Source organism: Mesorhizobium sp. B3-1-7, assembly GCF_006439385.1.
Lineage (GTDB): Bacteria > Pseudomonadota > Alphaproteobacteria > Rhizobiales > Rhizobiaceae > Mesorhizobium.
This window is the reverse complement of the sequence record NZ_VFTL01000036.1, coordinates 63861-75424: the sequence shown is the minus strand read 5'-3', so window position 1 is coordinate 75424 and position 11564 is coordinate 63861. Positions and strand designations below refer to the sequence as shown.

The window sequence follows — 11564 nt, the reverse complement described above, 5'->3', positions numbered from 1 at the left end:
CAAGAAGCTCGCTCTGCGCCAAGCCGCATGATCAGCCTCATGGCCGCCCCTTTTTGCAGAACTTGACGCACACAACCCTCTTGGCCGCTCTCTTGCTGTGGCCGGTTGTCCCCCCGGGCTGGTCATTAGCCGGAGCTTATGGGATCATTCCCCAAGGGAATCGCGGAGAGCGGCATGGACAGACCTGCCATGGCATCCGTCTTTCGGATGCGGCATGTACCTGCAAGCATTTCGGGCGTTCGCAGCCTTGGCCGAGGCCAGGCCGATCCGATCTTCCATTCGAGACCACTCGGCGAAGCGATCCGCTTCATCGCCCAGGCCGAGGGCCAATACGACCTCAGCGCCGTCGCCGTCTTCTATGGCGACCGCCAGACGCCGCCGCTCGGCAACCGCGAGATCAGGCAGCTCTGGAGCGAATATGGCGAGCGGTGGATGGAGGCCTGAACCGCGCCGGCTTTCCCCGTCCGGATCGGAAACGCCCCTCATGCGTTCTTGAGGCGAGGTCAATGGGAGGAACGCCATGAACGTCGCCAATCTTCAGCTCGAGGGCCTGCTGATGGCTGTCGCCGCAATCAACCATGTGCTCGTCAAGAAAGGCGTGCTCAGCGTCGAGGAGATCGACATCGCGCTGCGCAAGGCCGAAGCCGGCGAGACCGGCGAGGAGCGCTCGGAGGCGATCTCGGCATCGAACCGCGACGCCATCAATTTCCCGATCCGCCTGCTCGAACTTGCCAACCAGTGCCAGCCGGAAGCGGACATGCCGTCCTTCTCCAAGCTGGCGCGCATGGTCGGGCAGATGAAGGAGCCGTATAACGACCAGATGTGAGGCGATGGGAGGGCGCCTTGCCTGGAGATGCAGGCGCCGCCCCTTATCCGCCCTTCGGGCACCTTCTCCCCCTAGAACGGGAAGAAGGAAGGGTCATGCCCGGCCCGGCCAGCCCTGCTTGAGCGCGAGCACGCTGCCCGGGCCGTGGACCGCGGCGTAGAGCAGGCCGGCGGCGAATGGGAAATGCGACATGAAGGCGCCGAACTCGGCCTGGTCCGCCGTCCAGTGTGACGGGCCGTGAAAGGCAAAGCCGAGGAAGACGACATAAACCGCGCCGATCAGCGCCAGCGGCGTCATGAAGGCGCCGGTCAGGAAGGCGATTACCAGCAGCGTTTCAAGGATCGCCGCGCACCAGGCGAGGAACAGGGGGAACGGGAAGCCGGCGGCGGCGATGTAGCCGGCCGTGGCGCCCATATCCATCAGCTTGAAGGCGACGCCCATGGCGAACATGGCGGCGAAGATCAGGCGGGCGACGAGAATGGCGGCGGTGGTCTGCCAGGTCGATTGCGTTTCCACGATGTTCCTCCGGGTTTGTCTGTTGATGCCCCAAGGACGGGCGGAGGGAGATGGTTCCGACAGGGATGGAGAAAATTGTTTGGAGCGCCCTCTTCCTCGCCCCTGCCGCAGGCGGGGAGAGGTGGCCCGGCGAAGCCGCGACGGAGAGGGGGCTGCGCCGGCGGCGGCAGCATGAACGCCACGCGACGAGCCCTTCCCGCCAACTCTGCGCTCTACGAAGGCCCCTCTCCGGCTACTACGCGGCCACCTCCCCCCGCTTCGCGCGGGCGAGGAAAAAGGCTCAGCCCGGATGGCTGATCGATTCCCGCACGGTGCCGTATTCGGCGCCCCAGCGATCGGTCATGTCGCAGCGTATGTCCCACAGGTCGGGGAAGAAGCGGTGGCGGGCGCCGCCTTCGAGGATTTCCACCGGCCGGCCCTTCAGCGACTTCGCGCCGAGCCCGATCGAGCGGTGGATCAGATAGAGGTGATTGGCGCGGAATTTCTGGAACAGCTCGTCGAATTCGATCAGCGCCTCGGCCACGACGTAAGCATCGCCGTGGTCGTAATGCTCGTCATAGATGTCCTGCACGGTCAGCCCGCGGCCGTCGAGATAGGCATGTTTGAAGGCCCGCCAAAGATCCGGCGGCAGGCGCAGCAAAAGCTTGAAGCCCGGCGATTCCTGGCCGCTGCCATTGCCGAGCTGCAGGCGGATCTGCTGGTACTCCTTGGGCGACATGGTCTCCAGGAGATCGAGCTGCGCCGTCATCATGCGCATCAGCCGGTGGACGCGACCCATCAGCGTGACGATGCGGTGCGTGTCCTGCCTCTCCAGATAGTCGAGGACATCGACCAGCGTGTAGGCGATCAGCTTCATCCACAATTCCTCGATCTGGTGCACGATCTGGAACTGCAGCTCGTCGGCGTTGACCATGTCGGCAAGCGGCTTCTGGCAGGCGAGCAGCTTGTCGCATTGCAGATAGACGCCGTAGTCGCGCATCTCGGGCGCCTCGATGCGGGCGTGGTAGTCGGATTTGTCCATGGCTCATCTCCTGGCGCGGGCATGGTTAGGCAGGCGCCAAGGATAGCGCGTTCGCGCTTGAACATTGTTCCTTTCTGTTATCCAATATTCCTGGATTGGAGCACGACACTTCGTCTTTTATGGATATTTGGAGAACGCTTCATGCTGGATATGCTCGACCGCAAGATCGTGGCGGCCCTGGAGCGCGACGCGCGCCTCTCCTTCGGCGAGCTGGCCGAGGAAGTGGGCCTGAGCAAGACGCCATGCTGGAAACGGGTGAAGGCGCTGGAAGAGGCCGGCGTCATCCGCGGCTATTCCACCCGTGTCGATCCCGCTTCGATCGGCTTCGGCATCGAGGCCTTCATCCAGGTGTCGATCGACTTCGAAGTGTCGGACGCCTTCGAGGCGGCAGTGAGGAAACACCCGCTGATCCGCCGCTGCTACGCCACGACCGGCGAGGCCGACTATCTCCTGCAGATCGTCACCGTCGACATGAGGGCGCTGGACAGGATGCTGCGCGAGGAGCTCAGCCGTCTGCCAGGCGTTCGCCGCACCGTCACCTCGATGGCGATGCGCGAGATCAAGGGCGACATCTCGTTCGCCGAGGCGGCGGCGCGCGCGTCGCTTTAGGAGTTGCAAGGTGATTTGAAGCCTCGGCGGGCCCTCCCCAAACCGAACCGCGGATGCCAGCCGCACCGCGCCGGACCCTGACTTTTTCTGGCATGGTCGAAGAACGCGCGCCGAACCGGTCTATAAGTCGGGATCGGGGGTATGCGGGTGGCTGATATCATCTCAAGCAGAATCGGGGCGGAGCCTGTCTTGTCGGCTGGGCGTCCGCGGTTTTTCACATCGGCGGCGAATGCCGACATCGCGCGCCCCATCTTCCCACAACTCAAAAGCAATTCGGCAGCGGTGCTGCTCGCATCGACCATGCTGCTGGCGACGGCCATGGCAACCCACGCCGCGTCGGTCCTGTCGGAGCCGCGGGACGGAGTCCACCGGTCGATGGACCCGGCTGCGCTCATCCAGGACGCCAACCGCGCTCTTCTGGCTCAGGCCGCAGCGGGCAACGGCGGGAATGGGGGGAATGGCGGCTCCGGCGGAAATGGCGGCGACGGCGGGAATGGCGGCAACGGTGGCAACGGTGGCGCCGGCAACGGCGGCTCCGGCGGGAATGGCGGCAACGGTGGCAACGGTGGTGCCGGCAATGGCGGCTCCGGCGGGAATGGTGGCGACGGCGGCAACGGTGGCGCCGGAAATGGCGGCTCCGGCGGAAATGGCGGCGACGGCGGCAACGGCGGCGCCGGCAATGGCGGCTCCGGCGGAAATGGCGGCGACGGCGGCAACGGTGGCGCCGGCAACGGCGGCTCCGCCGGGAATGGTGGCAACGGTGGCACTGGCAATGGTGGAACCGGCGGCAATGGCAGTTCGGGCGGCGGTGGCGGCGCCGGCCATCACAACACCGGTTCCGGTCATTCCGGCAACGTCGGTTCCTGCGGCGCTTCCTGGCGATCGTCTTGCTGACGCGGCTTGACCTTGAGGCGCGTCGCGCCGAAGCGGATCAAACGGACCTGGATCAAGCCTTTGTTTGCGCGCGGACGGAAAACCGCTGCGCAGTTTTCCTGGAATTGCTCTATGGACCGGTGCGGTAGGCGAAGTCGTCCATTGCGGCCTGCCAGGAGTGCAGCGTCCGGATCTCGAGCCGCGTGATGCGCCTGTAGTCGGCCGCGAAATAGACCGGGCCGCTCGCGGACAGCACAAGCTGATCCTCATAGGCCGGCTGGTCGCCCCGCCAGGCCTTGAGAACAAGCGTCTCGCCCTCGGCGTCGTTCCAGCCGACGCCGAAATAGGCGCCCGTGAAATCGAACGGCTTGTCGCTGAACACCTGCCCGGGGTGGCCTGAGCTGTTATAGGCGATGAATTCGCCCGACATCGTCGTGTTGATGTAACCCGGGCCGTCGGTGAAACGCTGGTGCATGGCAACGAGATTGTACCAGTCGAGCCCGCCATAGCCGGACGGAATTTCGAACACGCCCGACGTCGTCATAAGGTCGTCGAAGCCGACGACGTGCTGTCGGGGCAGCGGCTCCTCGGCAGACCCGCCCTTGCCCGAAAACGCGGAGAGCACGACCGGCGCCTCGCCGACCACGATTTTGCGCCGTTCGGTCGCCCCGTCTGCCGAAACCTCGACCAGCCATTCGCCTGATGTCACGGGCGCGCTGAAGCGCCCATCCGGATCGACCTTGGCGGCGACGCCTGCCCCGTCAGGCCCGGTGAGGGAAATTCGCGCCCCGGGAGCGGCTACGCCGCTGATCGTCAGGTCCGCGGCAAGGCCGACCGGATGCGTCGTGCGCTGCGCGATCATGTCGCCCGGCGAGCCGGGGGAAGCCGCATAATCGCTTTCCTGGGACGCGTTTGCGGTGGTGACGGAAAAGCCCGGCGGAGGCACGACCCGGAACGAATAATGCCCGGGATCGACAACCTCGAGATTGCGCTGGAGAACCGACATCCGGAAGTTGGCAAAGCCGCTGACATTGGTCCATCGCATGATGGTGTCGCCATTCGGCTTGCCGAGCTCGACGGCCACATGCGACATCGGCCGGTCGCCGAGATCGTAGATCCCGTTCCTGTTGCGGTCGCGGAACACCAGGATCGACGTGTTCATCTGGCCGCCGTTGAAGGCGTCCCACGCGCGCCTGGGATAATAGTCCGCCGCGCTGCCGGCACGCGCCGAGCCCCAGACCATGGCCAGGCCGGTGGCCGCGACGACGACGGCGCCCGGGAACGACAAACCACGCTTCACGAAATTTCCCCTCTGGCAGCCGGTGTCGGTCCGATCCCCTGGAGCCGCGCGATGATCCTGTCCACGGCATCCGCATCGAAATAGGCGAGATAGAGCAATGCCATGGTCGCGCTGAACGTATAGACCGGCAGCGTCAGATAGATGATGGCGTGAAAGGCCAGGCCCGGCAGGACCAGATAGCGCCTCGTCGCACGGAACGGCAGGCCGAAGGCAAGGCCATATTCGAGCGCGACCACGCCGAAGGATACGATCGTGGCGGTCAAGGCAAGGCCGGCCGGGTAATCCGAACCCGCATAGAACCAGAGGAAGATCCGCTCGATCCGCGCGCCGCTCAGAAAGGCATGGTTCGACTTGTCGAAGGCGGCGAAGAAATAGAGCACCGACAGCTGCACCACGATCAGCCGCAGCCCCCACACATTGCCGCGCTCCGCCGGCGGCGCAATGCCCATGTGCTCGGCGTGCGCCACCGCCAGGTAGCGGTCCAGCGAATAGGAGCGGCCGCATGGGGTGAGCGCGACCAGAAGTGCCGCGACGGCGAGCAGATAGGTATGGTGGTGAGTCCAGGGCTCGCGCCCAAGCTGGTGGCCGAAATAATAGTACATCACCAGCCCGACCGATCCGGCCCAAACAGCGGCGGCGCGGCTCTGATAGCCGACGAACAGCAGCGTCGTCGCGACGAAGAAGTTGGCTGCCAGAAACAGGCCGATCGCCGACTGGTCCCTGTAGAGCAGCAACTCGCCGGCCCAGCGCGACCAGAACAGCATCGCCAGGCCGATGCGGATCAATGCGGAGGAGCGCGACGATCCCTCCGTATCGACCGCCCAGCCGACGAAGCGCGCCGCCACGGCGTGCGCCGAACGCCAGCTCATCCAATCGGTGATCGCGTCAGCCGGCGCAGGCATTTTCGGCATCGGTATGGATTATCTGCCAGCCGCTGCGCGTGCCCAGCCGGGCGCGGACGCGGATGTCGGCGCCCTGCCCGGCGGTCGTGCAGAGCCGTTTGACGACGGATGCCAGTTCCGCGCGACTTTCGATCCGCTTCAGCCTGCCGCCGCGAGAAGCGCCGAGCATCTCGAACCGGTCGAGCGGGATGAGCGCGCCGTCCGGCTGGCGGATTTCGAAGGAAGCGTCGATGACGCCCAGCCCGATCGCGCTGAACATGGTCCAGGAGCGCAGCCATGGCGTCTGCACCCCGAAGATTTGCTCCGCGGCCGGACCGGCGATCATGAACGCGGCGATCGCCGTGAAGGCGACCAGCCGCAAGCGTCCCGCCGACAGCCATCCGGCAGGCTCCGCGCCTGTTCCAATCGAGATGATGTCCGCCACCGAATACCCCCCGTCCCGACCATAGACCGGTTCAACGGCCGTTCCGCGACCATCCCAGAAAAAGTCAGGACGCGGCGCGGCGCGCGGGCACCCCACCCGCCTCGATGGCGAGGATCAAGGGCAAGATCTTTGCGGAGGCTGCGGGTGCTCCCGAGCGGATGAGTGCTGGAGCGGACAACGTGGATGTCGGCGGGACAGCGCGAAGGATCGCGGCCTTAGGATTTTATCGATACATCTTCGCTGGCGAACAAAGGCATAGCGTCAGCCGCCCGCGCCACCTTTTCCTTCTCCGCGTCGGCCTTGCGTTTCGGGCATTCCTCGAAATCATGGTCGCGGCCGCCGCAATAGGAGCAGCATTTGGCGGGGGTGTCGGGGTTGAGCATCGAGACCATTCCCAAGAATGCACGAAAAGGCTCCCGGTTGCAGCAATTGCGTGAACGCCGCAATCACCGTCCAGCCCGATGCCCCGATACCGCAATACCAGGGGCTCGCCGCTTGCGCGGCGGGCTCCCGCTCAGTCACCGCTCACGCATGCGCGTGGGGATGACGGAAGTCCCAGACGGCCCAGGCCGATGCCGCGACCACCAGCACGCCGAGCACGACGTGCGTGGCCATGACATGCGTGTCGGCCGCAAAGCCCAGCAGCCAGGGCGACACGATCAGCCAGAGCCCGAGGACGACGTTTACCCATTCCTCCCATTCGGCGAACACCGAAAGCGTCGCGAGCGCCAGCGCGCCGAGCAGAACGCCGACTATCCAGGCGTTCCACGCGGGCACCATCGCCGCGGTGAATCCGATGACCCAGGGTGAGATGAACAGGCAAATCGCGAGGACCAGAGTGATCCAGTCCTGGCTCTTTCTTGCTTCCATCATTTTGCTTGCCATGACAACCTCCATGGATGAAGCTTGACCAAAGCAATTGCATTCGCGTGGACATCGCACGCTTAGCCATTGATGTAATTACGCTTCTATGAAGCTGCAAGGTGCCGACCGGATGGACAGCCCCGCGCGCCAGGGAGCGCAGCCTCTCAGAGGCTGAAGTCGGTTTCGTCCTCCGCCCCCAGCTGCGGCACGACGATTGCCTCGAGCGGCGCGTCGAGCTCCCACTTCACGCTGCCGGGAGCGCGTTCGAGGCTTGAGGAACCGCTCAGCGACTGCGGCGCCACCCGCTGCAGCACCACCGTGCCGAAACCCTTGCGGTCGGCGAAACCCTTGCGGTCGCCGAAACCCTTACGGTCGGCCGCGTTCCGCCCGGCTTCGCTTGCTGTCGCCCCGGACGTCTCGTGCCACAGAAGATGAAAGCGCCGCTGCGCCTCGGGACCGGCCTCGACCTTCCAGGTGATTTCGACGCGGCCGCCCTCGGCCGCCAGCGCGCCGTATTTGGCCGAGTTGGTGCCGAGCTCATGGAAGGCCATGCCGAGATTCTGCACCGCATTGGACTGCAGCGTAAGCAGCGGCCCGGAAAGCGAGATGCGCTCTTCGTGGCCGAAGGGCTTCAAATGCTCCTGGATCAGGTCGAAAAGGCTGGCGCCGGCCCATTCCGAGGTGACAAGCAAATCGTGCGAGCGCGACAGCGCCATGATGCGCGAGCGGATCATCTGCTCGAACTCGACAGGATCGGTCGAGCGCTTGCTGGTTTCCCTGACCATCGACAGGATCACCGCGAACTGGTTCTTTACCCGATGGTTGACTTCGCGCATCAGAAGCCGGATGCGGCGCTCGCTTTCCTTGGCGGCGGTGATGTCGCGGGCGATTTTCGATGCGCCGACGATGTCGCCGGCACTGTTCTTGATCGGCGAGATGGTCAGCGAAACGGCAACCAGCGATCCGTCCTTGCGCCTTCGGGTGGTCTCGAAGCTAGGGATGCGCTCACCGCCGCGGATCCGAGCGATGATCTCGCTCTCCTCGTTCTGCATATGATCGGGGATCAGCATCAGGATCGACTGGCCGATGGCCTCTTCGGCGCTGTAGCCGAAGACGCGCTCAGCCGCCTGGTTCCAATCGGTGATGATGCTGTTCAGATCCTTGCCGATGATGGCATCGTAGGAAGAATCGACGATGGCCGCCAGGCGTGCGTCAGCGCTTGCGTCCTGGCGGATAATCCCCCCGATTTTTGTCATATGCTGAAGGTAGCGCCGGACTGCATAAAGGCAACATCCTAATCGGCCGAGTTCTCGGCGTCGCCGTGCGCTTTCGCCGGTCGCACGACGCCGAAATCCTGCGACTTGATCCCGATTTCCGCCATCAGAAACCCTTCCGAGGCGAGGCCGCGGCGCAAAAGCTCCCGCACCGCCGCGGAGCGGCTGGGCATGCGCTTTTCAAAGCGCCAGTTCTCCAGAGCCGCGAGTTCTTCGTCATTGAGCATGATCTGCAAACGCTGCGGACGCTCAAGTTCAGCCACATGTGCCTCCCTTTAAAGGCTACAAATGCCACGAGTTAGTATATGTCTTATTTTGCAATTAACTAGGTTACGTCCAATGAAACGTCAAGGTCGCTTTGTGAGTCAAAACCGCAACAGACCAACGATGCCAACGATGCGTCTACCAAGCACTACGTGCTCTATCATAACTGACTGATATCGTTTCTATTTTTTTAATTTCCACTTGCCATTCCAGGGCCAGGGGAGCATCATCGAGTCAAAGGGACAAACCGTCCGTGAAAGGGAGGGTTTTCCATGCGGATAAGATACACAAACAAGCTGAGAGACGACGCCCACAGCCGGGTACAGACCGCCCTGTGGGCTCACGGAGTCGTGAATCTGGTCGTGGTGGCTGAGGAGATAAGGCTCCTAAATCTCGCCGAAAACATCGCCCGCGAGGACATCGAGGAGTTGGTTCTGCAAGTCGCGCAACTCTATGGGGCGATCGTGGAATTCGATGAACAGGCGCTTACCGCGCTCGACCTGCCCGATGCCAGCGGCCGCGACAATCGCAACGATCTGGAAAGAGCGCTCAGCGAGCGATCCTTGCCGGACGGGTCCATGGAACACCTGCTTCAGGTGGATCGGGGCGCATAAAAGCCTCGCCCTCCCCCATCAGTCGCGTCATGCGATTGGCGAACTTGGGGTCGAGGCCGCTGCGTTCAACCAATCGAGGCGCCCTGGAAACTTCCTCCTGCCTGCTCTCGCAGTATGACCTGCCGGCCAGCCTTTGCTGGCTAGCGCTTGCGGGCTGGTTTCTTCGGCGCGACGGGAGGTGCGTCGGCCTCTTGCGCCAGCCTGGCTTCGCGCAACCGCTTCGTCTTGGCAGCCCGGGCAGCCGCTTCCAGGTCCTGTATCTGTCGCGCGACGCGGGACGTCGTGTCGGTCTTGGCTTCCGTGCGGGATGGGACCGGCTTGAACAGGCCGGTATCCGGTAGCGACTTCATTGTTTTCTCCTTGTTTCACGCAATTCCGGACGAAAAAGCGCGTCACACTTTTCCAGGAATTGCCTAAAGCGCGTCGCGTCGAAACGGATTCACGCGACGCGCTTTAGGTCGTTGCTTGATGCATGTCGTTGTCGCAAAATCGAGGTCACTTTTGCGCGACATGCATTAGAACAAAAAAGGCCGGGCACAGCCCGACCTTCTCCAACGCGCGTGTGCGGCCGATGCCAGTACATCCGTGGTCAAAGGACCCCGAGGCGCTGTGATCAGGCGGCTTGCAGATTGTCTGCCGAGCTCTTGCCGTTGCGAGCATCCTTCACGATGTCGAAGCTGACCTTCTGGCCCTCGACCAGAGAGCGCAGTCCTGCGCGCTCCACGGCTGAAATATGGACGAACACGTCCGGCTGGCCGCCGCCCTGCTCGATAAAGCCGAAACCCTTGGTGGCATTGAAGAACTTCACCGTTCCAGTAGTCATTGCGATCTCCTTACAAATCGACGCAAAATTATACGCGCCCGACAATCGCCGAGCGACGCTATCTTCGAAATTGAGAGGGAAGATCGTAAGTGCGCCATTTAGCGCGAAAACAACGTTCTTTCAGCAAGATCGACCTTCCATACATAGCGCTAAATTTCCTGATCGACAAGGCTTTTCAAAATAATACTTCCGAAGATGGTGTTGCGATCGAGCGCCAACCAGCCGATGGCAACGAGCGACCCGACAAGGCGTTGGACCTTGGAAGAGAAAGGGCAACGGCGGACGACGACCCGATCTGGAATGAGAACCACCCTTCCCTTGGACGAGTTCGTGCAGCGGCTGGTGAGCGAAACGGAAATAAGCGAAGCGCAGGCGGTCAAGCTCATCTATCTGGTCGGCTTGAACTGGAGCTCGCTTATTCGCGAGGCCAAGGCGATCGCATCGCAGCCTCGAGATTCAGCCCCTTGCATCCAGACGATCAAGGATGGTCAGGCCGGTCTCGTATCTCTCCGCCGGAGCACCCGCCTGGTGAGCCTGCCAAAGATTGTCCTTGAGATCCGCCTCCTTTACCGGTCGCGCCAGTTCATTGGAGACGGCGCGACAGATGAAGCCCTCTTCGCTCTCGTCCAGACGCCTCGTCAGCGCATCGACGGCAGCCACGACCACGAATCCAAAACCCGCCGACTGTAGCCGGTCGAGCGTCCAGCCCTCGCCCTTCTCAATGACGTCATGCAGGTAAGCGACGGTCTTTTCATCAAGCGTTTCGACGGCATCGGCTACGCGTCGCAAGTGTTCGATATAGGGCCGGCCGGTCTTGTCCGTTTGTCCGCGATGGGCCTCTTCAGCGATCCTTGCTGCTTCGTGGAGCATGGTCTTCCAATCTCGTCACAATAAAGCCCGTCCCGGCGAGGGACGGCCGAGGCGGGCTTGCTCGGGCCTGAGCCCCGGGTGGCGCGCTTTTCGCGGGGGGGGGAAGCGGGCTGCGCGCCATCCTGCACTCAAGAACATCGGCGCCAGGCGAATGTTCCGCTGCTCGCGGATTTTTAAGAACGGTCAGGCCATCTGTGGCACCCCTTCGAAGCGGCGCCTAAAAAGAAGCCCGACCAGGAGCCGGGCAAGAGAAGTCTTGGGAACATGCTGACCGGAGGGGCCTGGTTCAGCGCTTGCCAGTTTGCCGGTTCAATATGACCGCCAGATGAAACCTCCTTCGGCCATGTCGTTGGGCTCGGTGCAGGATCTCGACGCAGAAAAGCT

General features: G+C 63.2%; 18 protein-coding genes. 4 read left to right on the top strand and 14 right to left on the bottom strand.

The window, feature by feature from the left end:
- Window positions 1-174: 174 nt before the first annotated feature.
- Window positions 175-444, top strand: coding sequence for a hypothetical protein (locus FJ417_RS26180; RefSeq protein WP_140640957.1), 270 nt, complete (start codon window positions 175-177; stop codon window positions 442-444).
- Window positions 445-520: 76 nt separating this feature from the next.
- Window positions 521-826 (top strand): hypothetical protein, encoded by a 306-nt coding sequence (locus FJ417_RS26175; protein ID WP_140651970.1) that lies wholly within the window; start codon window positions 521-523, stop codon window positions 824-826.
- A gap of 93 nt (window positions 827-919) precedes the next feature.
- Here FJ417_RS26175 and FJ417_RS26170 read toward each other — a convergent pair whose 3' ends face one another.
- Together FJ417_RS26170 and FJ417_RS26165 are read right to left on the bottom strand one after the other, a co-directional pair.
- On the bottom strand, window positions 920-1345 hold the full coding sequence (locus FJ417_RS26170; protein WP_140785415.1) for a DoxX family protein: 426 nt from the start codon (window positions 1343-1345) through the stop codon (window positions 920-922).
- 277 nt (window positions 1346-1622) lie between these two features.
- On the bottom strand, window positions 1623-2363 hold the full coding sequence (locus FJ417_RS26165; RefSeq protein WP_140785414.1) for a tryptophan 2,3-dioxygenase family protein: 741 nt from the start codon (window positions 2361-2363) through the stop codon (window positions 1623-1625).
- A 141-nt stretch (window positions 2364-2504) separates the two neighbouring features.
- On the opposite strand from FJ417_RS26165, the gene FJ417_RS26160 reads away from it, so the two are divergent.
- On the top strand, window positions 2505-2972 hold the full coding sequence (locus tag FJ417_RS26160; RefSeq protein ID WP_140785413.1) for an Lrp/AsnC family transcriptional regulator: 468 nt from the start codon (window positions 2505-2507) through the stop codon (window positions 2970-2972).
- A 162-nt stretch (window positions 2973-3134) separates the two neighbouring features.
- On the opposite strand, the gene FJ417_RS33245 is transcribed toward FJ417_RS26160, so the two are convergent.
- The 8 genes from FJ417_RS33245 to FJ417_RS26125 form a co-directional block, all read right to left on the bottom strand.
- Window positions 3135-3818, bottom strand: coding sequence for a hypothetical protein (locus FJ417_RS33245; RefSeq protein ID WP_181183300.1), 684 nt, complete (start codon window positions 3816-3818; stop codon window positions 3135-3137).
- A 157-nt stretch (window positions 3819-3975) separates the two neighbouring features.
- Window positions 3976-5145: an SdrD B-like domain-containing protein gene (locus FJ417_RS26150; protein ID WP_140785412.1), complete on the bottom strand. Its 1170-nt coding sequence runs from the start codon at window positions 5143-5145 to the stop codon at window positions 3976-3978.
- Complete coding sequence (locus FJ417_RS26145) at window positions 5142-6047, bottom strand: HTTM domain-containing protein (protein ID WP_181183299.1); 906 nt, start codon at window positions 6045-6047, stop codon at window positions 5142-5144. Before FJ417_RS26145 ends, FJ417_RS26150 begins: the two co-directional genes overlap by 4 nt.
- Window positions 6031-6471 carry a hypothetical protein gene (locus tag FJ417_RS26140; protein WP_140785410.1) on the bottom strand — a complete coding sequence of 147 codons (441 nt, stop codon included), beginning with the start codon at window positions 6469-6471 and terminating at the stop codon, window positions 6031-6033. The genes FJ417_RS26145 and FJ417_RS26140 overlap by 17 nt, the downstream gene beginning before the upstream one ends.
- Before the next feature lie 215 nt (window positions 6472-6686).
- A complete protein-coding gene (locus FJ417_RS33240) occupies window positions 6687-6854 on the bottom strand; it encodes a hypothetical protein (protein WP_181177602.1) in 168 nt (55 codons plus the stop codon).
- 142 nt (window positions 6855-6996) lie between these two features.
- The gene (locus FJ417_RS26135) at window positions 6997-7356 is read right to left on the bottom strand and encodes an SPW repeat protein (RefSeq protein WP_140785409.1); all 360 of its coding nucleotides are present in this window, start codon (window positions 7354-7356) and stop codon (window positions 6997-6999) included.
- A gap of 143 nt (window positions 7357-7499) precedes the next feature.
- A complete protein-coding gene (locus tag FJ417_RS26130) occupies window positions 7500-8591 on the bottom strand; it encodes a PAS domain S-box protein (protein ID WP_140640939.1) in 1092 nt (363 codons plus the stop codon).
- A gap of 38 nt (window positions 8592-8629) precedes the next feature.
- A complete protein-coding gene (locus FJ417_RS26125) occupies window positions 8630-8872 on the bottom strand; it encodes a hypothetical protein (RefSeq protein WP_140640937.1) in 243 nt (80 codons plus the stop codon).
- A gap of 351 nt (window positions 8873-9223) precedes the next feature.
- Here FJ417_RS26125 and FJ417_RS26120 point away from each other — a divergent pair, with 351 nt between their 5' ends.
- Window positions 9224-9487: a hypothetical protein gene (locus FJ417_RS26120; protein WP_140640935.1), complete on the top strand. Its 264-nt coding sequence runs from the start codon at window positions 9224-9226 to the stop codon at window positions 9485-9487.
- A 140-nt stretch (window positions 9488-9627) separates the two neighbouring features.
- Here FJ417_RS26120 and FJ417_RS26115 read toward each other — a convergent pair whose 3' ends face one another.
- The 4 genes from FJ417_RS26115 to FJ417_RS26100 all read right to left on the bottom strand — a co-directional run bounded on the left by FJ417_RS26115 (window position 9628) and on the right by FJ417_RS26100 (window position 11180).
- Complete coding sequence (locus FJ417_RS26115; protein WP_140640933.1) at window positions 9628-9837, bottom strand: hypothetical protein; 210 nt, start codon at window positions 9835-9837, stop codon at window positions 9628-9630.
- A 263-nt stretch (window positions 9838-10100) separates the two neighbouring features.
- On the bottom strand, window positions 10101-10310 hold the full coding sequence (locus FJ417_RS26110) for a cold-shock protein (RefSeq protein WP_140640931.1): 210 nt from the start codon (window positions 10308-10310) through the stop codon (window positions 10101-10103).
- A 149-nt stretch (window positions 10311-10459) separates the two neighbouring features.
- Window positions 10460-10696 carry a hypothetical protein gene (locus tag FJ417_RS26105; RefSeq protein ID WP_140785408.1) on the bottom strand — a complete coding sequence of 79 codons (237 nt, stop codon included), beginning with the start codon at window positions 10694-10696 and terminating at the stop codon, window positions 10460-10462.
- Window positions 10697-10766: 70 nt separating this feature from the next.
- Window positions 10767-11180 (bottom strand): HD domain-containing protein, encoded by a 414-nt coding sequence (locus FJ417_RS26100; protein WP_140651983.1) that lies wholly within the window; start codon window positions 11178-11180, stop codon window positions 10767-10769.
- Window positions 11181-11564 lie beyond the last annotated feature (384 nt).